This is a genomic window from Paraflavitalea soli (assembly GCF_003555545.1).
GTDB lineage: Bacteria > Bacteroidota > Bacteroidia > Chitinophagales > Chitinophagaceae > Paraflavitalea > Paraflavitalea soli.
Genome location: NZ_CP032157.1, coordinates 486333 through 511701 on the forward strand (window position 1 = coordinate 486333; position 25369 = coordinate 511701).

Annotated in this window: 22 protein-coding genes; 10 read left to right on the forward strand and 12 right to left on the reverse strand. The window is 48.5% G+C overall.

Annotated elements, in window-relative coordinates; genetic code table 11:
• Window positions 1–183 precede the first annotated feature (183 nt).
• Together D3H65_RS01840 and yiaA are read left to right on the forward strand one after the other, a co-directional pair.
• Complete coding sequence (locus tag D3H65_RS01840) at window positions 184–747, forward strand: Crp/Fnr family transcriptional regulator (RefSeq protein WP_119048624.1); 564 nt, start codon at window positions 184–186, stop codon at window positions 745–747.
• A gap of 80 nt (window positions 748–827) precedes the next feature.
• Entirely contained in the window at window positions 828–1268 is a 441-nt protein-coding gene (yiaA, locus tag D3H65_RS01845) for an inner membrane protein YiaA (protein WP_119048625.1), read from the forward strand.
• Window positions 1269–1364: 96 nt separating this feature from the next.
• Here yiaA and D3H65_RS01850 read toward each other — a convergent pair whose 3' ends face one another.
• Complete coding sequence (locus D3H65_RS01850) at window positions 1365–3050, reverse strand: tetratricopeptide repeat protein (protein WP_119048626.1); 1686 nt, start codon at window positions 3048–3050, stop codon at window positions 1365–1367.
• A 382-nt stretch (window positions 3051–3432) separates the two neighbouring features.
• On the opposite strand from D3H65_RS01850, the gene D3H65_RS01855 reads away from it, so the two are divergent.
• Window positions 3433–3828 carry a hypothetical protein gene (locus D3H65_RS01855; protein ID WP_119048627.1) on the forward strand — a complete coding sequence of 132 codons (396 nt, stop codon included), beginning with the start codon at window positions 3433–3435 and terminating at the stop codon, window positions 3826–3828.
• Between the two features lie 100 nt (window positions 3829–3928).
• Here the strand turns inward: D3H65_RS01855 and D3H65_RS01860 are convergent, their stop codons facing one another.
• The 6 genes from D3H65_RS01860 to D3H65_RS01885 all read right to left on the reverse strand — a co-directional run bounded on the left by D3H65_RS01860 (window position 3929) and on the right by D3H65_RS01885 (window position 11215).
• Window positions 3929–6295, reverse strand: a complete 2367-nt coding sequence (locus tag D3H65_RS01860) for a gliding motility-associated C-terminal domain-containing protein (RefSeq protein ID WP_119048628.1) — start codon at window positions 6293–6295, stop codon at window positions 3929–3931.
• Window positions 6296–6396: 101 nt separating this feature from the next.
• Window positions 6397–7632: an ornithine--oxo-acid transaminase gene (rocD, locus tag D3H65_RS01865; protein WP_245999660.1), complete on the reverse strand. Its 1236-nt coding sequence runs from the start codon at window positions 7630–7632 to the stop codon at window positions 6397–6399.
• A 240-nt stretch (window positions 7633–7872) separates the two neighbouring features.
• Entirely contained in the window at window positions 7873–8733 is an 861-nt protein-coding gene (locus D3H65_RS01870) for a 4-(cytidine 5'-diphospho)-2-C-methyl-D-erythritol kinase (protein ID WP_119048629.1), read from the reverse strand.
• Window positions 8733–9329, reverse strand: coding sequence for a bifunctional nuclease family protein (locus tag D3H65_RS01875; RefSeq protein WP_119048630.1), 597 nt, complete (start codon window positions 9327–9329; stop codon window positions 8733–8735). Before D3H65_RS01875 ends, D3H65_RS01870 begins: the two co-directional genes overlap by 1 nt.
• Window positions 9330–9421: 92 nt before the next feature.
• The gene (locus D3H65_RS01880; RefSeq protein ID WP_119048631.1) at window positions 9422–10387 is read right to left on the reverse strand and encodes an electron transfer flavoprotein subunit alpha/FixB family protein; all 966 of its coding nucleotides are present in this window, start codon (window positions 10385–10387) and stop codon (window positions 9422–9424) included.
• Between the two features lie 84 nt (window positions 10388–10471).
• Window positions 10472–11215 (reverse strand): electron transfer flavoprotein subunit beta/FixA family protein, encoded by a 744-nt coding sequence (locus tag D3H65_RS01885; RefSeq protein ID WP_119048632.1) that lies wholly within the window; start codon window positions 11213–11215, stop codon window positions 10472–10474.
• Between the two features lie 128 nt (window positions 11216–11343).
• On the opposite strand from D3H65_RS01885, the gene D3H65_RS01890 reads away from it, so the two are divergent.
• Both D3H65_RS01890 and tilS read left to right on the forward strand, forming a co-directional pair.
• Window positions 11344–11658, forward strand: coding sequence for a tetratricopeptide repeat protein (locus tag D3H65_RS01890; protein ID WP_119048633.1), 315 nt, complete (start codon window positions 11344–11346; stop codon window positions 11656–11658).
• Window positions 11659–11807: 149 nt separating this feature from the next.
• A complete protein-coding gene (gene tilS / locus D3H65_RS01895) occupies window positions 11808–13238 on the forward strand; it encodes a tRNA lysidine(34) synthetase TilS (protein WP_119048634.1) in 1431 nt (476 codons plus the stop codon).
• Here the strand turns inward: tilS and D3H65_RS01900 are convergent.
• The 3 genes from D3H65_RS01900 to D3H65_RS01910 form a co-directional block, all read right to left on the reverse strand.
• Window positions 13213–13863: a rhomboid family intramembrane serine protease gene (locus D3H65_RS01900; protein WP_119048635.1), complete on the reverse strand. Its 651-nt coding sequence runs from the start codon at window positions 13861–13863 to the stop codon at window positions 13213–13215. The two genes, tilS and D3H65_RS01900, sit on opposite strands and share 26 nt — an antisense overlap.
• A 121-nt stretch (window positions 13864–13984) precedes the next feature.
• Window positions 13985–14458: a 23S rRNA (pseudouridine(1915)-N(3))-methyltransferase RlmH gene (locus tag D3H65_RS01905; RefSeq protein ID WP_119048636.1), complete on the reverse strand. Its 474-nt coding sequence runs from the start codon at window positions 14456–14458 to the stop codon at window positions 13985–13987.
• A gap of 89 nt (window positions 14459–14547) precedes the next feature.
• Window positions 14548–15657, reverse strand: coding sequence for an AI-2E family transporter (locus D3H65_RS01910; protein WP_119048637.1), 1110 nt, complete (start codon window positions 15655–15657; stop codon window positions 14548–14550).
• A gap of 101 nt (window positions 15658–15758) precedes the next feature.
• On the opposite strand from D3H65_RS01910, the gene D3H65_RS32765 reads away from it, so the two are divergent.
• Window positions 15759–15929: a hypothetical protein gene (locus D3H65_RS32765; protein WP_162915355.1), complete on the forward strand. Its 171-nt coding sequence runs from the start codon at window positions 15759–15761 to the stop codon at window positions 15927–15929.
• 51 nt (window positions 15930–15980) lie between these two features.
• Here D3H65_RS32765 and D3H65_RS01915 read toward each other — a convergent pair whose 3' ends face one another.
• The gene (locus tag D3H65_RS01915; RefSeq protein WP_119048638.1) at window positions 15981–17501 is read right to left on the reverse strand and encodes a PA14 domain-containing protein; all 1521 of its coding nucleotides are present in this window, start codon (window positions 17499–17501) and stop codon (window positions 15981–15983) included.
• Window positions 17502–17724: 223 nt separating this feature from the next.
• Between D3H65_RS01915 and D3H65_RS01920 the strand changes: the two genes are divergently transcribed.
• The 4 genes from D3H65_RS01920 (at window position 17725) to D3H65_RS01935 (ending at window position 24124) form a co-directional block, all read left to right on the forward strand.
• The gene (locus D3H65_RS01920; RefSeq protein WP_162915356.1) at window positions 17725–18153 is read left to right on the forward strand and encodes a hypothetical protein; all 429 of its coding nucleotides are present in this window, start codon (window positions 17725–17727) and stop codon (window positions 18151–18153) included.
• Between the two features lie 164 nt (window positions 18154–18317).
• Window positions 18318–19433, forward strand: a complete 1116-nt coding sequence (locus tag D3H65_RS01925; protein WP_119048640.1) for an efflux RND transporter periplasmic adaptor subunit — start codon at window positions 18318–18320, stop codon at window positions 19431–19433.
• 22 nt (window positions 19434–19455) lie between these two features.
• Complete coding sequence (locus D3H65_RS01930; protein WP_119048641.1) at window positions 19456–22629, forward strand: efflux RND transporter permease subunit; 3174 nt, start codon at window positions 19456–19458, stop codon at window positions 22627–22629.
• Between the two features lie 34 nt (window positions 22630–22663).
• Window positions 22664–24124, forward strand: a complete 1461-nt coding sequence (locus D3H65_RS01935) for an efflux transporter outer membrane subunit (RefSeq protein WP_119048642.1) — start codon at window positions 22664–22666, stop codon at window positions 24122–24124.
• Window positions 24125–24144: 20 nt separating this feature from the next.
• Here the strand turns inward: D3H65_RS01935 and D3H65_RS01940 are convergent, their stop codons facing one another.
• Window positions 24145–25275, reverse strand: a complete 1131-nt coding sequence (locus D3H65_RS01940) for an Sb-PDE family phosphodiesterase (RefSeq protein WP_211345600.1) — start codon at window positions 25273–25275, stop codon at window positions 24145–24147.
• Window positions 25276–25369 lie beyond the last annotated feature (94 nt).

Genomic DNA, 25369 nt, shown 5'->3' on the forward strand with positions numbered 1-25369 from the left:
ACTCCCGGGGTGCACATTTCCCTTAAATTGCCAGCTTATCGGGACCTTATCGGGACCTTATCGGGACCTTATCGGGACTTTATCGGGACCCTACTCCGCAGATGATCCATATACCATTCGTACCAGTCGAATAGGTGAGCCAGGTGTTCAGGTAGAAAGAAGAATAACTACTTTTAGGCCCACATGGATCAGTTATTACAACACCTCAGGAATTTTTACCAGTTAAGTGAAGCTGCCGAGCAGGTCCTTCCGGAATATTTCACCAAATTGGTGCTGCCCAAAAACGAGTTCCTCATCACCCAGGGCAAAATATGCAGGCATTTGTATTTCCTGGAGCAGGGCTGCCTGCGTGGCTACTACGACCTCGAAGAAAAAGAGATCACCCACTGGTTTGGTTTCGAAAATGATTTTGTGACTTCCTTTCATAGCTTCATCACACAGCAGCCCGCTGTAGAAAATATACAATTGGTGGAAGGCTGTGTATTGTGGGCTATTTCCAAGGACAGTTTATTCAACCTGTTCAACCAGCACCATGAGATAGAGCGGCTGGTACGCATCGCTTACGAAAAATATTATATACGGTTGGAAGAACGTTTTGTAAATGCCCGTTTTAAAACCGCTACTGAGCGTTACCAGGACCTGCTGGAGCAAACACCCCATATAATCGACAGAATACCATTGGGATACATAGCTGCTTACCTCGGTATATCACAGGAAACCCTCAGCCGTATCCGCGGCAAGCTTTAACATTTACGATACACCATTTTGACTGTTGTCAAAAAAAGAGGAGTTGTCTGCTGGTAGTTTTGTTTCCATAAAACAAACATATGGAACCCAAGAACCCCATGCAACCTTCCAACGCCTTTATTGCCGCCTCCTGGATAGCCCTCCTGGCAGGTATGATCGCCTACAACATCGGCTTGTGGAATGCACAAATGGAACTCAATGAGAAAGGCTACTATTTTACCGTATTGATGTTTGGCCTCTTTTCGGCCATTTCTGTACAGAAGGCCGTGCGCGACCAGCTGGAAGGTATTCCTGTTACCAACCTCTATTATGGCATTGCCTGGTTTACCACCCTCCTGTCCATCCTGCTGCTCACCATCGGCCTCTGGAATGCCGATCTCACCAAAAGCGAAAAAGGATTCTATGCTATGTCTTACACCCTCAGCATCTTTGCCGCCATTGCCGTACAGAAGAATACCCGCGATATGAAAGCTGCCCAGAAAGATGATAAAAGCAATACTGGTAGCAGTGCGGAGAAATAAGAACATCCGGTATCGTATCAGCATTGCCAAGCCAATGCAGCAGATCGAAAAGACAAAATACAACGCGTGGAAGGCTGCTAATCCATAACGTAAAGGTTAATGTTTCGCCATCCATGTCCTGGCGGTCGTCAGCTCCGGCCTGTTGCTTCCTGTAGTGTCTGCTATGGCCAACAATTGCTGGAAATACCGATTTGCTTTGACTTTATTACCGCTTTTTTCCGCAGCAAGCCCTGCGCCATACAAACCATTAAAACGGTTGGGGTGTTTCTTCAGGTTTTCTTCATACGCTTCCAATGCTTTTCCTGGTTCATTCATTTGCAGCAGCAGGTCACCCAAAAATTCACGGGCAGGGATCACTTCGCCCGGTGTCACAGGATGCTTTTCCGTTTTGTCTTCCAGTTCAGCCGCCTGTTGCATAAGACTTAATGCTTCCGCTTTGTTTCCTGCTTTCAAATTCATCCAGGCTTCGGCAGTTTTGATCTGTATTTTTACCTGGTTGGCTTTGTAAGCATCTTTTTGTGCTATCAGGGTATCCTGGATTCGATGGAGTGCCTGCAGTTCGGTATTGGCTCCTGCCTTATCTCCGGTGTGCAGAGCGCCCATCAGCCGGGTGAAATGGATGATTGCTTTTTGCCAGGGAAAATTGTCCCAAACAATATTGGCCACAGGTGCCTGTACGTGGGCCGCTGCCACCCACTGTTTGTTTTCCAGTACAACGCGGGAAGGGATGGCAGCAAAGGCATATGCTACTTTAAAATTAACCGGATACACTTCTTTGATAGCAACAAGGTAATCCAATTGCTGCCTGACTTGCGTATTATCGCCTCTTTGCAGATAAGCGTAAACAAGGTAGTCCATACCATGTAATTCTTCGTCCCAATGTTCCTTACCAATAGATTCAGCATAACATTTTGCAGAAGCCACCGAGGCAAGATTGGATTGAATGTCCTCACTCCAGAGCCCGAGACGTGTGAAAATATGAGAAGGCATATGTAAGGCATGTGCCGATGAAGCAGCTATGGCAGCATACTTCCGGGCAGCAGGTAATGCCAGGGTGGCCAGTTCAGGCGAATCATACGTGTGAATAAGATAATGTACAATACCAGGATGATTGGGCTCCCCAGGGAAGAGGCGCTGTAAAATGGCGCCGGCTTTCTGTTGCTTTTGAAAGGTCTTATCGGCAGGATCAGCAGCTGCATTCAAGGCCAGCGCATACAACGCCGCTGCTTCATGATCGTCCGGAAAAGCGGTATATAGCTTTTCCATCCCCTTTTCAAAGCTGATACACCGGCTGCGATGATCCACCTTGTCCCAGTCCTTATAAAAAGCCCCGATTGCATCAATATAAGCGGCTTCTTTGGCTGACTGTTTCGGCAGGGAAGTTGCGATGGCAATGGCTTTGCTGCCTTTAGTGAGTTCGGTAACCGTGGGAGGTGTCCACAGCGGATGAAAATTGCTCATGGCAACACCCCAATAAGCCATAGCGCAACCTGGTTGTTCATCAATAATGCCGGCAAAGACTTTCTCGGCCTCATCATATTCGAAAGAGTGCAGCAGTTTCAGACCCAGGTTAAAAGCAGGCTGTATGCTTGCCGGACCGGAAATAGTGAAGGTCAGCGAACCCAATTGTTGCGTAGTTGGCCCGCATACAATAAGCGCTCCTCTCTTAAGGTTCAAGGCGCTGATGGCTTCCGGGGAAGCTGCTGTCTTTTTTTCTTTGCAGGATACCGCGGTCAGTAAAAGAAAAATAAATAACGCCCATCGCAGGAAAACAGGTTTCATGTCTTTGCCATTTAAAGGTTAAAAATGGGGCGGATTAATGGCAGGAAGATTATCGAAGGATAAATTAAGGTCAGGTCTTACGAAGGTAAGATTATTTAAGGATTACCATCTCCACCCGCTTTGCGGCAGGTGAGGATTGCCCTTTTCAAGGTCACGGTATATACACCATTGGATTTATCCGTTGGCTTACAAAAGCACTTGTGGCATTTTTTTTCCAACCATATTAAAAAAATAGTCGTAATTTTTAATGTATAAGGTGCGCAATGGTACCCCATCTAAAGGAGTCTAACAAGAGCATTTTCTCATATTAGCAGTTAGTTTTGGTCAGCCTGGGTGTCTACCCGGGCTATTTTTTGCCTATCTTCGCCCCTCTTTTTTCAATATGAAATACTCTCAATGGATTGGCATCTTTGCCGCTGTAGTACTTGTAGTAGCCAGTTTTTTACCCTGGACCTTCCATCCCGATCTCAACAAATATTTCACCGGGTTCTTTTCTGAGAACAACAATTATGGTAAGCCTGGCAAGGTGTTTATCGTATTGGCGGTGGTAGCCACTATCTTTTTCCTGATACCGCGTATATGGGCCAAGCGCTGGAACCTGCTGATCGGCGCATTAACGGTGGCTTTCGCTATCAAGAGCTTTATCGTGTTTTCCGGCTGTTACCGGGGTATTTGTCCCACCAAGCAGATCGGCCTGTGGATCATGCTGCTGGCGGCGGTTGGAGTGCTGGCAATGGCGCTGTTACCGGATATGAAAGTAGTGGAGAAAAAGAGCTAAGAAAAGTATATAGGAACCCACGAATGGGGACAATTACATACTATCAGTTTCTGCTAAACGCATTTTATGAGGAAGTGGTATGTAAAGGGCTGCTTTCTATTTACCGGGACAGGATAACTATCCCTTTCTCCTTGTTTACCGGGGGTGTCGAATTGTTTAATTTGTAATAACAGGTCCATATATAGCTGCCCGATGGCTGTGGCTGGCCATTGAATGTGCCATCCCATCCTTTACGGGCATCCGTAGACTCAAATATCTTGGTTCCCCACCGGTTGTAAATGATCAGGCTGAACTGAACGAGTACTCCGGAAACCACGGGCCTGAACAGGTCATTGCGGTTATCATTGTTAGGGGAGAATGCGCCAGGCAGGGTGACGGATGGCCTGCAGAATTTGGTAGCTATCTTAATGCTGTCCTGGCTGTTGCAGCCATGCTGGTCTGTTGTCTGCACCCAATAAATACCTGCCTCCCTTGCGTTGAAAACCTGTTTACCTGATCCATCTTGCCACAGGTAGCTGGCAAAGCCTTTGCCAGGCGTAAGTGGTACAAACCCACCTTCGCAAATCAGGGTATCCTTGCCCAGGTGAACCTGTGCCGGTGATACCTGAATGAGTAGGATGGTATCCCTGTAATTATGCCCACAATGGTCTGTCGCCAGTACATGATAAACTCCCGGGGTCGTTGCTTTCAGGCTGAGGTCTGTTGATCCATCCTGCCACTGGTAGGTGACAAAACCTGCATTGGCATAAAGCCAATGATGCGTTGTATCGCATAAGTAGATATCTGGCCCCAGGGTCACAGCAGCCGGGTTGTCAAATACAGTGATGAGGAGACTATCACTTACAATCTCGCAGGGCGTTAAGATGTGCGCATACAGTTTTACCTTACCTGCTTTTTTGAACACTATGCGTACGCTGCTGTCGGTAGCAGCAGTGATCTGTGCGAAAGCAGGATCGATGGTCCAGGTGACAGGTTGTACACATTGACCATTGCGTTGGAGTAAATAGGAGGTGGTATCCGTGCGGATACAAATACTATCGTTGCCATCGATGCCTGTTATCTTACAAGGGATGGACGCACATTGAAGTGCAACGGTGAAGGAAAGATCGGTACTGGCAGATGGCACATCGGGAGAGGTGAAATTCACAAAGTCCGATACGTTATTCCAGGTAAGCGGCGCGGTTCGGAAGGGAACATGGTTGATGGTATTGGTCTCATCATCTGTCCTGCAGCCTGGTGTGGTTCCGTTGGGGGCTACTTTGATCACATGGATCTTACCATCAGGACCGCTTATAGGATCATAATAAGTGCAGGCGCTGATATAGGTTCCATTGGTGTATTGCTGCACATTGGCTGCCACCTGCATAATGATGCCGGAAAAATTGCCATAGGCCTTTTGCCAGTCGAATGTGCCGGTACTGCCTACTTTGTACAAGAAGAAACTGTTGCCAAATGCCAGGCGGCCGGCAGAGGCGACAAAACCGCCATCTTTGGTGGGGGCGATGGATGACCATGGATTCAGGTCATGCCTTACCAGCTTTTGATTACTGGCCGGCACCAGGTTTTGATCCAGGGTTATTATACCCTGTTGTTTGGTATCGAAGTTACTGCCATCGATCAATTGTAGGCCGGCCATCCAACCAGTGGGCGTCTTAAATAACTGTGTACCGTACGTGCTCCTTTCATCAGAGACAAAGCCAAGGGAAGAAAGGATATTACCAGTCTGCTGATCGAACTTAATGATGCTGCCATAATATTTTTGTTCGAGGCTTGCCCAGTAATCGGCGCCTACTGCCAGGGTGTTGCCATCTTCTGCCACAGTTTGGAAGTCGGTCCCTTCGTATTGGTACATTTCTTTGCCCCAGATCATATTGCCATTGGCATCCGTTTTAACAAGGAGTCCTTTGGCAAAGGGAAGCGCCGCTTGTGTGGTACCTGTAAAAGCAAATCCGCCATCGGCTGTTTCGATCACATCCCGTCCGATATCCGGGTAGGTGCCCAGCGAGGAGAAGTTTTTTGACCATATGATCGCACCGGCTGCATTCAGCCTTACCAGGTAAATACTATTGCGCCAGGTGAATGAATTCGTGCATCCGATGGCAATGTAACCACCATCGCTGGTAGGCTTTATCTTTCTAAACTCATCGTATTTATTGCCCCCGATCCGTTTGGCCCATTCGACGGAACCTGCCGCATTGAGTTTCATTATAAAGGCGTCTATGAAAGGACTTTGCTGGTTGGGATCAGCGATCACAGGATTTACATTGCCGCCAATGACCGAACCTCCGTCGGGTGTGGTGTGAATATAAAAGACATTGTGGTTGCCAGGGGCTATATAGGTTTTCTGGAAGGCGGGCAGGCATTCATCGGGTGGGACCATAGGAGCCTGGAGCAGCGGCGCCTGCTGTGCCTGGCATAAACAGGCAATGATGATAGTAAGGAAGGTCAAAAGGAAAAGACGGGACATAGGGCTGCGTACACTAACCGGCCTGATGAAACCGGTGCTCTAATATAGTCATCAAACCTGGTATAAATAAAACAATGCGGGCGATCTTGCCCGCATTGTTTCTACTGTAATATGTCGAGGCTTTGACCTATGATATTAACAGATTCGAGTATTTGTTCCCGGTTAATAACAAGGGGGGGAGACAAGCGTATCTTATCGCCATGGGTAGGCTTGGCCAGTAGTCCTCCTTCTTTCATGGCCAGGCAGAGGTCCCAGGCGGCCTGGGGATTGGGATGGTCGATGACAATAGCATTCAATAAGCCCTTGCCACGAATGGTTTTAATATAAGGAGAGTTGAGGGCCTGTAATTCCTGGCGGAACAATTGCCCCATGGTTTCCGCATTTTCCGCCATACCCTCCTCTTTTAATACACTGAGTGCGGCCATGGCTACCTTACAGGCCAGGGGGCCGCCACCATAGGTAGAGCCGTGTTCACCGGGTTTGATGTTCAGCATGATGGCATCATCGGCCAATACGGCTGAAACGGGCAAAGTGCTTCCGCTTAATGCTTTGCCAATGATCAGGATGTCGGGATGAACGCTTTCATGATCGCAGGCGAGCATTTTGCCGGTACGGCACAAGCCGGTTTGTATCTCATCGGCAATAAACAACACCTGTGCATCTTCGCAATATTGTTTGGCGGCGGCCAGGTAACCTTCATCAGGTATCACCACACCGGCTTCGCCCTGGATGGGTTCAACCAGGAAACCAGCTACGTTCTTATCCTGTAAGGCGTTGGCCAGTGCAGGCAGGTCATTGTAGGGGATCACTTCAAAGCCCGGCATAAAGGGGCCAAAGCGATCATAGGAAGAAGGATCGGTACTGAAAGAAATAACGGTGCTGGTGCGGCCATGGAAGTTATCGGAACATACCAATATTTTCGCTTTGTTGGCCGGGATGCCTTTTACATCGTATCCCCAGCGGCGGCAAAGCTTGATGGCTGTTTCCACTGCTTCTACCCCCGTATTCATCGGCAATACTTTATCATACCCAAAATAGCGGGTGATGAATTGCGTATACTCACTCAACAGTTCACTGTGAAAGGCACGGGAAGTGAGGGTGAGCAGTGGCGCCTGCTCCAGCAGGGCGCCAATAATGGCCGGATGGCAATGGCCCTGGTTGACGGCCGAATAGCCGCTCAGGAAATCATAATAACGGGTATTGTCTACATCCCATACAAACACGCCCGATCCTTTGCTCAACACTACAGGCAGGGGATGGTAGTTGTGTGCTCCGTATTTTTCTTCGAGGTCGAGGTAATATTTTGTTTTATCGGATAACATAGTAGTGGGTTGCATGCAAATACAAATAAGGATGAAGAATGAGATGGACTTTATAACAGGAATACCCGGCATGAGGAATGCCGGCAAGGGGGTGCAACCTTAGTGGTTGAGCAGATCAAGGTTCTGCCGCAGGAAATGTGTTATGTAAGTACCTGGTTTAATACTGTGCGATTTGAGGACAAAGGTACGCAATTTTTGCGGGACCAGGAAGCGCTGATAATCGTGGTAACGTACGGAGTTACTTCTTTTGAAGCATTATCCCTTTAAAGTATAACATTTATAGGCAGGAAATAAACCGGCGGGGACCTCTCCTGCGGGGAAAATGCCATAAAAGCTGGAGCCGCTGCCGGTCATGGAAGCGTATACAGCGCCAGCTTCGTACAGGGTCTCTTTAATATGCCCCAGGGCGGGGTGCAGGTGGCACACAGGGGCCTCAAAATCATTGATCAGGGTGTCTTTCCAGGCGCTTACAGGCTGCCCGATGACCTCGCTGATGGGCTTTTCCGGCGGAGCTGGCCTGATCTGCTCAAAGGCCCAGCCGGTATTGATATGTACTTCGGGATAGACCAGCAGGAATGACCAGGCCGACAGGTCCAGCGGAATGGACTGCAGCAGTTCGCCCCGGCCCGTGGCTATACAGGGTTGGTTGATGATGAAGAAAGGGCAATCGCTGCCCAATTGCAGGGCATAATCGAGCAGCTTTTCTGCCGGGATGCCGAGCTTGAACTTATTATTCAACAGGTGCAGGGTAAATGCGGCATCGGAAGAGCCGCCGCCCAGGCCTGCTCCCATGGGGATGGCTTTGTGCAGGTGCAATTGAACAGGTGGTAACTGGGGGTAGTCTTTTTTCAGGAGCTGCCAGGCTTTTACGCAAAGGTTATCGGCGGGCTCGCCTTTTACGGGCAGGCCGCTCAGGATAAGCTCCATACCCTCAGGCTGGCCGGCATAAATGGGTGCTGCTAAGTTGCCGGCCCTGAATTCCTGGCTGCTCACAATTTCCAGGGCATCGCGCAGGGGGAGGGGATAGAACACTGTTTCCAGATCGTGGTACCCATCCGGTCTTTTGCGGGTGATGTGTAAACCAAGGTTGATCTTACAATTGGGAAAAAGGATCATTACCGGCCTCTTTTACGGCTATTGATCTCATCACGGATAGCAATGGCGCGGATATAATCTTCCTGGTCGAGCACCTCATTGAGCAGGGTATTGAGTTCTTCCAGTGTCATTGCCCTCAGGTCATCATGAGCGCCACCAGTCTCAGCTGCTACTGCTTCTTTAGGTTGTTTTTTCTTGCCGGAAGGATCTTCCATTAAGATGCCGGCGCTTTCGAGGATATTATCGTAGGTGTAGATCGGACAACCAAAACGAACGGCCAATGCCAGGGCATCGGAGGTGCGGGAGTCTATTTCTACGGTATCATGTTCACTTACACACACCAGTTTGGAGTAAAAGATGCCTTCCTGCAGGTCACAGATAATGATCTCCGACAGGTCTATATTGAAAGCATTCATGAAGTTCTTCATCAGGTCATGCGTCAATGGCCTGCTGGGATGCATTTTCTCCAGGGCCACAGCGATGGCTTGTGCTTCAAAACCGCCAATCACAATAGGCAACCGACGAAGCCCATTCACTTCACCCAATACTACTGCATATGAATGTGTTTGGGTGATGCTGTGTGACAGCGCTACTATTTCCAACTCAATTTTTTTCATACGAAAGCACGAAACTAAGGGTTTTTTACTTAAAAAAAATGCGGCTGTAGATCAACCGCATTTACAACTTTTATTGTATATGAATACTAAATTTACGCTATTCCCTTTACTTTCTTCACAGCTTCTATGATTTTAGGTACCACTTCAAAAGCATCACCTACAATACCATAGTCAGCGGCCTTAAAGAAAGGAGCTTCGGGGTCTTTATTGATCACCACGATCACCTTGCTTCTGTTGACCCCGGCCAGGTGCTGGATGGCGCCTGATATACCGATCGCAATGTAAAGATTGGGTGCAATGGCGAGACCCGTTTGTCCTACGTGCTCATGGTGCGGGCGCCAGTGTACATCGGCTACGGGCCTGCTACAGGCGGTAGCAGCTCCCAGCAGGTGCGCCAGTTCTTCGATCATACCCCAGTTCTCGGGTCCTTTCAATCCACGGCCACCACTCACTACGATCTCTGCTTCGCTGAGGGGCACTTCGCCGGTCACTTTGTTTACCGCGGTTACTTTTACCCTGGAGGCCTCAACGGTGGCATTCAGGGGGGCTACTTCAGCAGTGCCTTCCCCGGCCACGATCTTGTAAGAATTGGCATTCAGGGAAATGATCTTGATGGGAGAGCTGAGGGCTATATTGGCAAAGGCCTTTCCGGAGAATACATTCTTTTTTACTACAAATCCATTGCTGGTATCGGGCAGGGCTACAGCGCCGGATACAAGGCCTGCCTTCAGACGGGCTGCGAGACGGGGCGCAATGGCCTTTCCGTCCACATTGTTGGAGAAGATCACCACGGTGGCATTGGCAGCGGTAACAGCCTGGGCTATCACTGCCGTGAATACCTGCGCATCAAAATGGTTGAGGGTATCATTGGATACATGATGTATTTTCTTAACACCATATTTGCCCAGTGCGGCCAGGTCTTCCGTTACGGTGCCCAGCACTACGCCTTCTGCGGTAGTGCCGAGTTGTTCTGCTACCTTGGCGCCATAGCTCAGGGCTTCCAGTGACGCTTTCTTTACATGGCCTTCGGCCTGATCGATGAATATGAGGACAGACATAATTTGAAAATTTGAGAATTTGAAAATGTGCTGATGATAAAATGGCTGATAAGGTAATTTTCAAATTACCACATTACCACAGTATCAAATTTGCTTCGCTTCTTCGTGGAGGAGCCTTACCAGTTCTGCCGGGTTATCGGCAGGTACCAGTTTCACACCAGCTTTGGCAGGCGGAAGCTCAAAACCTACGATGGAGGTGAGGACTTCAGTAGCTACTGGTTCTACCACTTTCAGGGGCTTGGTGCGGGCGCCCATAATACCTTTCATATTGGGGATTCTTTGCTCGGCCATTCCTTTCTGGCAGCTTACAACGAGCGGCAGTTGTACTTCGCATATTTCTTCTCCACCTTCAATTTCACGGGTAATGGTGGTCGTGGTGCCATTCAGATCAAACTTAATGGCCAGTGATACATAAGGCAGGTTGAGCAGTTCGGCTACCATGCCTCCGATGGAAGAACCATTGTAATCGATGGTTTCTTTACCGGTGAAAATAAGATCGTAATTGCCTGTTTTGGCTATTTCAGCGATCTGGGAAGCGATATAAAAACTATCGTGGCTATCGGCATTTACACGGAAGGCCTCATCACCGCCCAGGGCCAGCGCCTTGCGGATAACAGGGTCTGTATCGGCACCGGCAACAGTTACCAGGTGTAGTACGGTGGAGGGGTCTTTTTCTTTTAGTTCAATGGCACGTACAAGGGCATACCATTCGTCGTAGGGATTGATGATCCATTGTACGCCATCCTGTGCGAATTTCGTATTGTTATCTGTGAAGGCTATTTTTGCCGTTGTGTCCGGCGTTTTGCTGATACAAACTAAAATCTTCATAACGTTTATTTTTTGTAACCCTGTCCCTAATCAGTTACCAGGGCTGTCGATGGTTGTTTATGCAACCAATCGTTATACAAATATAAGTGCCGCAAAGATAGTTTTGAAATATTTAATGGGGGAAAAAGATGGAACGAATTGACAAACTAAAAACATTTCTGGAGAAGAGCCCCAATGACTCTTTTCTGAAACATGCGCTGGCATTGGAATATGTGAAATTGGGGGAGGAGGCGGGCGCCCGGCAATTATTTGAGGAAATATTGACCCATGATCCGGCTTATATCGGTTCTTATTACCACCTGGGGAAACTGCTGGAGCGTACGGGGCAGCTGCCACTGGCCATCACCTGGTACGAAAAGGGCATGGCTGCGGCCAGGGCTGCGGGCGACCGGCATGCGTATGGGGAGTTGCAGGGGGCTTATGAGGAGGCGATGGATGGGTAAGGAGAAGCTGCGAGCTTTGAGCTGCGAGCTACGAGCCGGATACCATTTTGCTTCGATAGCGGATCTCTCACTCCGCTGCGCTGCGTTCGAGATGACAAGTGGAAGTACGCTACGTTCGGGATGACAAGAAAGGAAGAATATCATATACCATGAGTTTATTAAAGCGGTTTATTGAGTACGTAGAGGCAGAGCATCTTTTTGCTGCAAAGGATACTTTATTGCTGGCAGTGAGCGGCGGGGTTGATTCTGTGGTATTGTGCGCGCTTTGCCAGCAGGCAGGGTATGATTTTGTGATAGCGCACTGCAATTTTCAGTTGCGGTCAACCGAGAGTGAGCGGGATGAACAGTTTGTGCGGGAGCTTGGTAAAAAGTATGGGAAGGAAGTACTGGTAAAACGATTCGATACAACGGCCTATGCGGCGCAACAAAAAGTGTCGGTACAGGTAGCGGCGCGGGAACTGCGGTATGGGTGGTTTGAGGAGATAGTTCAGAGTCGGCAGTCGGTCCCGCCCTTCGGCGGGAACAGTCGGCAATCAGGTTCGCCGATTAGCTACGACAAGGAAACTCCGCATGTCGAATTCCCAATTCACATTCTCACAGCGCATCACCTGGACGACAATATAGAAACGGTGCTGATGAAGTTCTTTAAAGGCACAGGTGTGGCGGGATTGCGGGGCATCTTGCCTAAGCAAGGGAAAATTGTGCGGCCGTTACTGTTTGCAAAGAAGGATGAATTGCTGGAGTTCGCTAAAGCGCATCAACTGGACTGGGTAGAAGACAGTTCAAACGAGCAGGATAAATACGCCCGCAATTATGTACGCCACCAGGTAGTACCCTTGCTGCAAAAGATCTACCCGGAAGTAGTGGATAACCTGGCAGATAATATTGCACGATTCCGGGAGGTGGAGGTACTGTATCGCCAATCGGTAGAAGGACAGCAAAAGAAATTGCTGGAATACAAGGGAAATGAGATCCATATACCCGTACTGAAATTAAAGAAAGCCGTCCCCCTGGCCACACTGGTCTATGAGATCGCCAAACCTTTTGGATTTTCTGCCGCCCAAACGGGGGAGATCATCCATTTGCTGGACAGTGAATCGGGCCGGTATGTAGCTTCGGGCTCTCACCGTATCATCAGGAACCGCAACTGGCTCATCATAGCGCCTGTGGCCAATGAGGCTGCTGATCATGTGCTGGTAGAAGAGACAGACAAAGAGGTAACCTTTGCAGGGGGGAGCATCACCTTGAAATCTATAGAGCCTACCCATCCCTTTACAGCACCGGCTGCTGCCACCATGGCCTGCATAGATGCCCGGCAACTTCATTATCCGCTGATACTGCGTCGCTGGAAGGCTGGTGATTATTTCTATCCATTGGGCATGCAGAAGAAAAAGAAGCTGGCCCGCTTTCTCATTGATCAGAAGGTATCCAAAACCGACAAGGAAAAAGTATGGGTGTTGGAAAGCAATAAAAGGATCGTATGGATAATAGGCATGCGGATCGATGACCGGTTTAAGGTCACTGCTTCTACACATACTGCATTGATGATGGAGTTTATCCCAGGTGCAGGTAATCTTTGATCTGCTCTACAAAAATCCGTAACACGGGGTAATCGGAAAAAACAGCGGCCATAATGATGACGAAGGCTATGCCATACAAGGCACCCCAAATATGTGCCGAGTGATTGATATTGCCACCGCCGCGTTTATCGAGATAAGAGGATATGCCCAAATAAAGAAAGCCGAAAATGAAACCTGGTATACCTAATGACTTGGGCAGAAAAAGAAAGCCGACGGGCGCTACAGGCGCCAACAAGAAATAAGCAAAGATGACAGCCGAAACAGCGCCGGAGGCACCGAGACTACGGTAGTAAGAGTCATCTTTGTGTTTTAAATAGGTGGGTAACAGACTAAACCCAAGCGCTGATATATACATCAGCATATAAAAGAGTTTTCCTTTTTCCTGGAACAAGATATTGGAAAATGCACCTTCTACGGCTTGTCCAAATCCATAAAATGCGTACATATTAAAGATCAGGTGCATCCAATCTGCATGGATAAGGCCGCAACTGAAGAAGCGGTACCATTGCCGCTGATGGGTAACAGCCGGGGGGTAAAAAATGAGGTCGTTGTATATTTTGTCGCTGGAAAAAGCCGAAATGGATACAAGCGCCGTTATAATGATAATAATTAAAGTAATACTCATGGCTGATGCTATTGGCCTCAAATCTAATCAAAAACCTGACAGGTTTATCGGGATAAATGCTAAAGGTGAAACCTTTCGTTTGCGACGCCGGGGAAAGGTGCCATCTTTTTAGCTGACTAGTTTAGCTATGGTGGTATTTTTCATTGCGGATAATGCTGCAGGCGCGGTACACTTGTTCGGCTAGTATCAGCCGCACTAACTGGTGCGGGAATGTAAGGGCGGAGAGGGACCAGGTGTAGTTGGCCCTTTTCAATACGGCCTCATCGATGCCATAGGCCCCACCGATCAGGAATACCAGTTTTTTAACACTTTCATTGGCCCTGGCCTGGATGAATTTGGCCAGCCCTTCGGAACTGATTGATTTACCCCGTTCATCCAACGCCACCAGGTAATCGCCGCTATCGAGCCATTCGAGGATGGTCTCTCCTTCTTTTTTCTTCAGGTCCATCTCGCTGAGCATACCGGCATTTTTGGGCACGGGGATAATGGTCCACTGTACCGGGAAATATTTTGTAATGCGCCCGGTGAAGTCTTCTATGCCGGCGTTTACATAGCTTTCATGCTTTTTTCCTACTGACCAGAAATGGATCTTCATGGGGCAAAAATACAGAATACAGAATATAGGAGACAGAATATAGAATACAGCATACAGGAACCGGCTTCGGAGCGTTACCCTCGTTGCCTTTATGCCTCGTTGGCTGGTTGCCTTTTCGCCTTAGCGCCTTTTGCTTTGCTTTTGGTGGCGCTGTCGTTTTCATCGCCCAGCAGGCGGCCCCAGGGTTTCAGGTCTTCAATGCGATCGAAAATGATCTTCAGTATGGCAATGGCGGGTATGGAAAGGAACATGCCGGAAATGCCACAGAGCAGTCCGCCCACGATCACGCCTACAATGGTCATCAGGGCGTTGAGCTTCACTTTGGAGCCAACAATCTTAGGCATGATAATATTGTTGTCAATAAACTGCACAATGAGTAATACCACCAATACCCAAATGGGCTCCCTGATATCGGTAGAGGTGGTGAGGGTGATGAGCATACAAAAAATGGAGGCGATGAGCATACCTATATACGGCAATATGTTTAAGATGGCGGCGAATACGGCCAGGAAAATAGCATATTTAATACCGAGTATGAGGAACCCTATGGAGTTGATGGTGGCTACAATGATCAGTTCGATGATCAGTCCTACCATATAGCTTTGTACCACTATCCTTGATTCGTTGAGGATGGTAGCTACCTCGTTTTTGGGTGTTTTGCTGAACACATCGATAAAGAATTGCCTGATGAGGCCACGATAATACAGCAACAGGAAAGTATAGATAGGAAGCAACGTAAGGCTGGTGAGCAGGCTGGTGATGGAGGAAAAAGTACTGCCAATGGCTCCCTGACCGGAGTTTTTCATGGATGCCAGGAAGTCGTTGAACATATCTTCCTGTTCCCGCATGCTAAAGCCAAACTGCTGTTTGATCCAGCGCTGCACGGTATTGAGGTGTACATTGATGCCCTTTTTGATCTGATCAAAGTCATTCAAAAAGGAAGCGATCTGGGAAGAAAGAAAATAAATGATGCCACCTGTAAAAAGCACTGCTACCAATAAAGCCAGCAGGATAGCCGGTACGCGGGGTAATCCTTTGCGCTGAAGGAAATTGCATATTGGCATCAGCAGGATGGCGATCAGCATGGACAGGGCAAAGGGTACTACCAGGTCGCTGCCAAAATAAATGAACAGGGCAATGAGGGCCAGCATCAGCAGTACCATGGTGAGGCGGAAATAAAAGGGTTGTTCTTGTGTCATATAAGTGGTTAGGTTTCAGCAGATCTTAGGTCAATGGTCTATTCCTATCAATTCCTGTGCCCGTGGCAGTGGTTTTGCATAAGCAGCTTAAACATCCATTTATGAACCGCACTATTTATAGTATTGCACTTATGGTAATGGTAACCAGTTTGTCGTCCTGTGAACTGATTGGCGGTATATTTAAGGCCGGCGTGTGGGTTGGTGTGCTGGCTGTGGTACTGGTGGTGGCCTTGCTGATCTGGATCATTGCACGGATGGGGGGCAAGAAATAAAAAAGCCGCCGGCATGCAGGCCGGCGACTTACTTGTTGATTCGCCTTTCCTCTATCTGATAATAATTGATTGTTTGGTTACTACTCCGTCATCGCCTGTCATACGGATCATGTAGGCGCCGGCTTTCTGTGCGGCTGCGGCGTTGAGGCCAAGGGTTTGTCTTCCTGCAGACAGTGTACGCTGTTCTGATTGTGCAATACGTCCGTTCATATCTACCAGTTCAATCATTACACGGCCCATTCTTTTATTGCTTTCAATAAATACCTGTTTGCTTTCTACAATGGTGGGGTATATTCTAATGGCATCAGCCTGCTGGATAGATACCACAACGATGGTTGAATAACGTTTGCTGCCATCTTTATCTACCATGGCCAGGCGGTACCATGTTTTGCCGCCTTGCACATTTTGATCTGTGTAAGTATAGGATTGAACCTGGTTGCCTGTTTTGGCGGTTACCTGGGCAATGTCACGAAAGTTCTGGGCATCTGTGCTTTTCTGGACAACGAAATGATCGAAGTTCACTGCATCAGCTGTTTTCCAGTTGAGTGCCACCTGGTTTGTATTGATCACCCTGGCGCTCCAGTCTGTAATGGTAACCGGCAAGAGTGTGAGTTGGGTAGCAGCAAAGGAGAGGCGGTTATCGCCACCGTTCTCATAATATTCCAACACCATATCATAGGTGCCGTTGAGGTTGCTGATGGTGCGGCTGGTTACTTTATAAGACTGGGCCTGCCATTCGTTAATGATCCAGGTAGCGCCACCATCCAGGCTCAGCCGATAACCGTCATCACCGCCCACTGTAAACTGGTAACTACCGGTGAGTGTAGTGCGGGAACGGAAGCGGGCGCTGAAGTTCTCCGTGGTAATGCTGCAATTGCTGGTGGCAAAAGCGCCATTGGTGGTGCCGAAGTTTTCATCAAAGTTCATATTGGCGCCATTGCCCTTGTTGATAAAGCCCCTGTATTGCTCAAAATTATTGCCCTGGTATAAATAACCGATCCAGTTATTGCTGGCGCCATAGGTAGCCGTATTGCCGCTGCCGGTACAAATACCTACTACATCAAAGGTGACACGGTTGGCGCCAAAGTTTTCGTAAAACTCCAATACGAGATTGTAAGTTCCTGCTGTAAGGGCCACAGAACGTTGTTCGGTAGTATAGCCCTGGTCGTTCCAACGATTGATGAGCCAGGTAGCACCGCCATCAAGGCTTAAGCGAAAGCCATCATCGGCACCAACGGTAAAGCTGTAATTGGAATCGGCAAATGTTTTGGTGAGCTTAAAACGAACACTGAATGTGTCGGTGTAAATAGAACATCCATTTGTAATATAGGTAGCCTGGTTACCGCCGAAGCCTTCATCAATGGATGGGTTGGTGATCGTTCCATAGTTTACATATCCTTTATAATTGTTGAAATTCTTTCCCTGGTATACATAGCCAATCCAAACATTGTTGGTGCCGGAAGTGTGCTCATCTCCCTGCGGTGTGCAGGACTGGGCAAACATATTTGCTGTTGACAGCAGGATGGTGAGAGCGAATAAAACGGGTTTGATCAATTTGTAAAAAGGGTACATGACATACGATTTGGGTACGATATGAATTATTCCATACCTGTGCCAGAATACAGCAGGCTAATGCCCAGCTATTTATGAATGGTTGTTGATATGATCTATTCCCAACCTGGGATTGGTATTATTAAAATGAGCCGGAATGATTATATGCCCACCCAGCTTGCTTCTGCTATTGATCCTATTCATACATTGTTTTAAGTAACTGTTAAAATTGTTTTTGATCGGTTTGCAAACTGGTCTATATCAACTCTATACCCTTATTTTTGCGCGGGCAACTATTGTGAATATTAAATACATCACATTATTAGTTATTTATACCCTGGCGGGGTTTCTGGTAAAGGCCGAAGTGCCATGCTGGGACAGGCAGTCTTTGCCCTGTGATAACCCCTGTTGTTTTCAGGCAACGCGCACCCAGGCTGCTATTGGTTACCAGGATGACAATATCAGTTTTGCTGCGCAGCCACCGAAGCACAAGCAGCTAAAGTGCCGCACCAGGTTCAGGGCTGTTGCTTCTTTTGCTGTATCATCCGCCTTTGTTAATGATGGATCGCGCTCTTACGATCATAGCGGTGTTGACGAGCCATTGAATGGCAGCAACACCCATTGTATACTTCCCTTCTATTATATCTTTCTTTTCCGGTTTACGCCTTTCTGAGTTGTTCTACCAATAATATTATCCTCTCATAGACTAGCCGTAAGCGGCCCAACCTTTTATTTATCATCAATAGGGATCATACCTGGTCCTCGTGATCCTACATCATGGTGGGCGGCATCTATTGGCCGGATAGGAATAGCATCACTCTAAATCAAAACATAGTTATGAAGATTGTACAAATGACCGGTTTGCTGGGCATACTGTATTTAACAGGTTGCACTGTAAAGGGTAATTCCAAAGAAAATTCCCGTGATCCTGAATTACCCGTGTTGCAGCTGGATTATAAAGACACGCTACTGCACCGTTCTTATGTGGCTTCCATCAATGCTTTTCAGAATGTGGAATTACGGGCAAAAGCTGCGGGTTTCCTGGAAGAAGTGCTGGTAGATGAAGGTCAGTTGGTGAAGAAGGGACAGGTCTTGTTCAAGTTGAATGATGCGGAGTTTAAAGTCCAGTTATCAGAAGCTTCGGCATCGCTGGCGAGTGCTCATGCAGAAATAAAGGCGGCAGAAGTGGAGTTGATGCGGGTGAATACACTGGTTGGCAAAAAAGTGCTTTCTGCTTCTGAACTGGACCTGGCCAAGGCGAAACTGGCTATGGCCAATGCCAAAGCGGCCGAAGCATCGGCGCAACAGGAGAAGGCACAAATAAGGCTTTCTTATACCCTGGTGCGGGCTCCCTTCAATGGTATCATAGATCGCATTCCGCATAAGCGGGGCAGCCTGATCGCTGAAGGTAGTTTACTCACCACGGTATCCGATATACATACTGTGCATGTCTATTTTAATGTATCGGAAAACGAATACCTGCACTATGTGAAGAGCGGGCAAACAGAGAACCGTATCGGACAATCTGTAAACCTTATCCTGGCTGATGGTTCTACATATCCCTTTCCGGGCAAGATTGAAACGATGGAGAGTGAATTTGAGCCTGCAACAGGTTCTATCGCTTTCCGGGCCAGTTTCCCCAATCCCGCTAAATTATTAAAACATGGGGCCAGCGGAAAGGTGATGCTCACGGCAGCTGTGCCCAATGCGCTGATGATACCCCAACGTTCTGTATTTGAGATACAGGACAAGAATTATGTGTTTGTGGTCAATAAAGACAATACGGTGCGTATGAAGAGTTTTGTACCTGAAAGGCGGGTGGAAGATTTTGTGCTGGTGAAATCGGGTCTTACGGATGAAGACAAGATCATTTATGAAGGGGTGCAAAATATCCGGGAAGGCAACAAAGTGGTGCCGCGCCTTATTTCGATGGAAGAACTGCAGGGAGAATAAGAATCAACCTTAAAATTTAGACATGCTTGAAAAGTTTATCAGGAGGCCGGTGCTGTCTCTGGTTATATCATTGGTGATGGTGCTGCTGGGCATAATGGCCTTATTTACTTTGCCGATAACGCAGTTCCCGGATATTGTACCTCCTTCTGTGGTGGTGACTGCCAGTTATAATGGCGCCAATGCGGAGGTATGTGCCAAGGCGGTGGCCACCCCGCTGGAGCGTGCGATCAATGGAGTGCCCGGTATGACGTATATGAATTCGGTGAGTAGTAATAATGGGGTAACACTGGTGCAGGTATTTTTTGAAGTAGGTACCGACCCCGACCTGGCGGCAGTGAATGTACAGAACAGGGTTACTACTGTGCTGGATGAGTTGCCGGAGGAAGTGATCAAAGCTGGGGTAACGACGGAGAAGGAGGTGAACAGCATGCTGCTGTACCTCAATGTAATGAGTAATGACAATAATGCGGATGAAGAATTTATTTACAATTTTACGGATATCAATATCCTGCAGGAACTAAAGCGTATTGATGGGGTGGGGTTTGTGGATATCATGGGTTCGCGTGATTACTCGATGCGGGTATGGCTGAAGCCTGATCGCTTGCTTTCCTATAATATATCCACGGAAGAGATCATTGCTGCTTTGCGGCATCAAAATATAGAAGCGGCTCCGGGGGTAACGGGCGAAAACTCAGGTAAGGACCAACAGGCCAAACAATATGTGCTGAAGTATACGGGCAAATTCAGTACACCGGAGGAATACAAGGAGTTGGTATTAAGGGCCAACAATGATGGCTCTGTATTGAGGCTGAAGGACCTGGCGGATGTGGAGTTTGGGACAGTGAGTTATGATATGGTGTCTAAAACGGATGGGCGGCCGTCGGCTTCGATCATGATCAAGCAGCGGCCGGGTTCCAATGCGCAAGAGGTGATCAGTACGATCAAAGAAAAGATGGTGGAACTGGAGGCTACGAGCTTCCCACCGGGGATGGTATACAATTATGCGTATGATGTATCGCGCTTCCTGGACGCCAGTATCCATGAAGTGTTGCGAACGCTAATAGAAGCATTTATCCTGGTATTTATTGTGGTGTTTATTTTCTTACAGGATTTCCGTTCCACGCTTATCCCAGCACTGGCGGTGCCGGTGGCGCTGGTGGGGACCCTGGCTTTTATGCAGGTGCTGGGCTTTTCTATCAATATGCTTACGTTGTTTGCGCTGGTACTGGCCATTGGTATTGTAGTGGATAATGCCATTGTGGTGGTGGAAGCGGTGCATGTGAAGATGAACCAGTTTCATATGAGTGCTATGGATGCTACCGTGGCGGCTATGAAAGAAATTGGCAGTGCCATTGTGGCCATCACGCTGGTGATGTCGGCGGTATTTGTACCCGTAGCGTTTTTGTCGGGGCCGGTGGGTGTATTCTACCGGCAGTTTTCGCTTACGCTGGCGATGGCCATTGTGATCTCTGGCATCAATGCGCTGACGCTGACACCTGCCCTGTGCGCTCTACTGCTGAAGCACACACCGGCTGGGACGCGTAAAAAGAACTTTCTGCAACGATTCTACGGATCGTTCAATAAGGGGTATGACCGTACAGAAAGAAAGTACGGCCGGATGGTGCAGTGGATGGCCGGACGGCGCATGGTAACTGTGTTGATGCTTGGGTTCTTTTGCTTTGCCATTTGGGGCAGTGGGAAACTATTGCCTACGGGTTTCATTCCTGCGGAGGACCAGGGGATGATCTATGTAAATGTGACAACACCTCCGGGATCGACGGTAGAGCGCACGGAGGATGTTTTGGATGCTGTGCAAAAAGCGATCGGAGGGGATGGGAGTATCGAAAACATCAGTACCCTGGCTGGTTATAGTTTGATGAGTGATATCTCCGGCGCTTCTTATGGGATGGCGATGATCAACCTGAAAAGCTGGGAGGAGAGAAAAGAAACGGTACCAGCATTGATCAGGGCACTGAAAGCAAAGACGAGCCATATAGCTGATGCGGCTATTGATTTCTTTTCACCTCCTACTGTGCCGGGCTTTGGTAATGCAGGCGGGTTTGAGTTGCGGCTGTTAAATAAGAACCGTAGTACTGATCTGCGGGAAACTGCCCGGGTGAGTGATCAGTTCCTTTCATCGCTGAAAGGCAATCCGGCATTGGCGGGCGCCTTTACGAGCTTTGATCCCAACTTCCCGCAATACCTCATCCATGTAGACCAGGAGGTGGCGGCCAAGCAAGGCGTTACGATCGATAATGCCATGAGCACTTTGCAAACTCTACTGGGCAGCTACTATGCAACGAACTTCATCAGGTTTGGTCAAATGTATAAGGTCATGTTGCAGGCGTTGCCACAATACCGGGCCAATCCGGAGGATGTGTTGAAGTTGTATGTCAAGAACAGTAATGATGAAATGGTGCCTTTTTCGAACTTTATCCGGATGGAAAAAGTATTTGGCCCCGAACAGATCACCCGTTATAATATGTATACAGCTGCGATGATCAACGGTGATGCTGCGCCGGGATATACGAGTGGCCAGGCGATTGCGGCTATTCAACAAACGGCAGACAGTGTGCTGCCCCGGGGCTATAGTTTTGAGTGGAGTGGTATGACGCGGGAGCAGATACTTTCGGGTAACCAGGCTGTTTATATTTTCATTGTCTGCCTGATGTTTGTGTACCTGTTGCTGGCCGCACAGTATGAAAGCTTTTTGCTGCCCCTGGTGGTCATACTCTCCCTGCCAGCCGGCATTGCAGGTGCTTTTGCTTTATTGCTGGCGGCGGGGCTGGAAAATAATATCTATGCGCAGGTAGCGCTGGTGATGTTGATTGGCTTACTGGGTAAAAACGCGATCCTTATTGTGGAGTTTGCCGTGCAGCGGCAAAAAGAAGGCCTTACGCCGCTGGAAGCCGCCCGGGAAGGGGCGGTATCGAGGTTGCGGCCGATCCTGATGACCTCTTTTGCTTTTATTGCCGGGCTGATCCCTTTGTGTATTGCCAATGGAGCAGGTGCAATGGGTAACCGTTCTATCGGTACCGCTGCGGCCGGAGGAATGCTTACTGGTACGCTGCTGGGTATTTTTCTGGTGCCCGGGCTGTATGTGTTATTTGCTTCTAAGCACAACAAGAAAAAGAAACGGGTGAGTACGGATGCGCTGCCGCAGCAAGACCTGGTGCCTGATCAGGTAACGGGGTAAGGGAATTGGTAATTGTAATAAAACATCGATCGACATGAAAACATCTTTACGGCGACAATATTATGTATACTTCTTTGCTATGGTGGTAAGTGTACTGGCTGCTGGTTGTAAAGTAATGGCGCCTCAGCCAATGCCTGCGGTGAAAGCATTGCCTGAGCAATACAGCCGGCCGGATTCTCTACGGGTAGCTGATACCGTTAAATTGGAATTTCGGCGATTCTTTCCAGATGAACACCTGATCACATTCATTGATTCGGCCATGCAACACAATACTGATCTGCAGCTAGCGCTTCAACGGGTGATCACGGCAGAAGCCCGCTTGGCAGGCCGTAAAGGGGCCTTGTATCCATCGCTGGACGCGGTGGTGAGTGGAAGTGCGGACAAGTATGGCGATTATACCCTCAATGGGGTGGGTAATTTTGATACGAATCTTTCTCCTAATATCAATAAAGATCAACAGATACCGGTGAGTCCCACAACTGATCTGTTGATCGGTTTGCGCAGCAACTGGGAGATCGATGTATGGGGCAAACTAAAGCATCTCAGGAAAGCCTCGCTTGTCCAGGTGCTGGCCACCAGGGAAGCCAGGCAGTTTGTAGTGACGAACCTGGTTGCGCGGTTAACACAGGGCTATTATCAATTACTGGCATTCGACACTGAGCTGGAGATCGTGCGCAGAAATGTGCGTTTACAGCAGGAAGCGCTGGAAATTGTAAAAGCCCAGAAGGAAGGAGGCAGGGCGACGGAGCTGGCTGTACAACAATTTGCTGCGCAGTTGTTGAATACGCGGGCCATTGAATATACTTTGTTGCAGGACCGGGTGCGTGCAGAAAATGAATTGAATGCGCTGGCAGGTAACTATCCGCAAACCATTGCACGGGATACTGGTATATCTGCAGCCATTCTTACGACTGATATGGCAGCTGGGGTACCAGCTTCCCTGTTGTCGAACAGGCCGGATATCCGTCAGTATGAATGGCAGTTGGAGGCTGCCCGTGAAAATGTATATGCTGCCCGTAAGGCTTTTTTACCCTCACTGGTGATCAGTCCTTATATCGGAATGAATGCTTTTACACCGGGGCTGTTGGCCAAGCCGGGCAGCGGTGCATATGGAATATTGGGTGGTATTACTACGCCATTGCTGCGGCAGGGTGAGTTGCGCACGCAATATACGATGGCCAATGCCGCCAACCGGGAAGCGGTGTACCAGTATCAGCAATCTTTGCTGGATGCATACAGCGAAGTGATCACGCATATGCATGCCGTTCAAAACTTCAAACAATCCTGGTCGCTGAAGCAGCAGGAAGTGCAACAATTGCAGGAGGCTGTGGTCACAGCCCGTGACCTGTACCTTTCTGGCTTTGCCAATTACCTGGAAGTGATCACTGCGCAGAAAACTGTGCTGGAAGCAGAGTTGCAACTGGCCAGGCAGCAGCGGGATATTATAGTGGCACAGGTGCAACTATACCGCTCTTTGGGGGGCGGATGGCAATAGGCCGGGTATGCTATTGGGCTTTAAAAGGTTGTTTTTGCGGACAATGTAATGGAAGGATGGCTATTGGGTGCATGAATGGCATTGAGCACTTCGAAGGGAAGGTCAATGGTATTCAGCTTGTCTTTTGTTTTTACTTCCAGCACTACTTTCTCTCCGGGGGCGATGGTCACCAGGTCGGAGTGGCCATGAAAGGTATACTTTGATTTATTCATTAAGGTAAAAGCGGCACTGGTAAGGTTTTCGATCTCTAGCTTCAGCACGGTTGTTTTTTCTGTATAAGCGGCGCTGGTGATCTTCAATGATTCTTTGAGCAGGGGCAGGAGCCATTCGTCCCTGCCGATGAGGAGGTCTTTAAAGAATGCCACGGTTCTCCTGTTCATCAGGCCTTCTTTGATGCCTTCGATGGAAGAATCTTTGGCAAATACGAGGGTGATGGGGCGGTGGCCTCCCTGGGGAACGCCGAAGGTCCAGTCGATCAATTGGTGGACATCGCTGGTGCCCATAATAGTAAGGTTGTTGTCGAGGGCTATCTGAAGGGCTTCATCGGAATAGCTGTTGTCGTTGACAACTTCAATACCATCGAGCAGCTTTTCTTTGATGAGCATTTTGTGCATGGGAGTGAGGGTGGAGATGCCGTCGGGGCGCTGGGCTACCCACATGGGATGGTTCCAGAAGGTGAAGGCATTTTGCCTTTTGGCTTCGCGGAATACGGCTACGGAATCATCCACCAACATCTTATTGGCATCTTCTATAAAGATGGCATTGTTGTGGCCGGGAGGCATTTTGCGGGTGATCTCCGAACCGCGGATGATGAGCAGGTGGTGGTCTTTGGCTTCTTTGAGGGCCAGTTCATAGGAGCGGTTACGGTCAGGATGGGGGATATCGGCTTTGTGGGGCTGGTATTCGAGGTGCTCGGTGAGTGATATGGCATCAAGTCCATCTTTCAGGGCTTCTGCTACGCGGATATCGGGCCATACAGCGCCATCGGAGAAGACGGTATGCATATGAAGGTCACATTTCATGACCTTGTAACCGGGCACAGGGGGAAATTTAAGGCTGCGGCCCATGCGGTGGCTATGCGGTCCTTCTTCTGTTTGGGCTATGACTGTTAAGGATACGAGGGAAAGAGCAAGGAAGAGCAATTTGTGCATTGGTGTACATGTTTGAGGGGCAAAAGGTAGGGCAATTTTCAAGACAGGTTTATTAAGAAAGGATTATTTATTACTGCTGGTTTTTGCGGGAGGA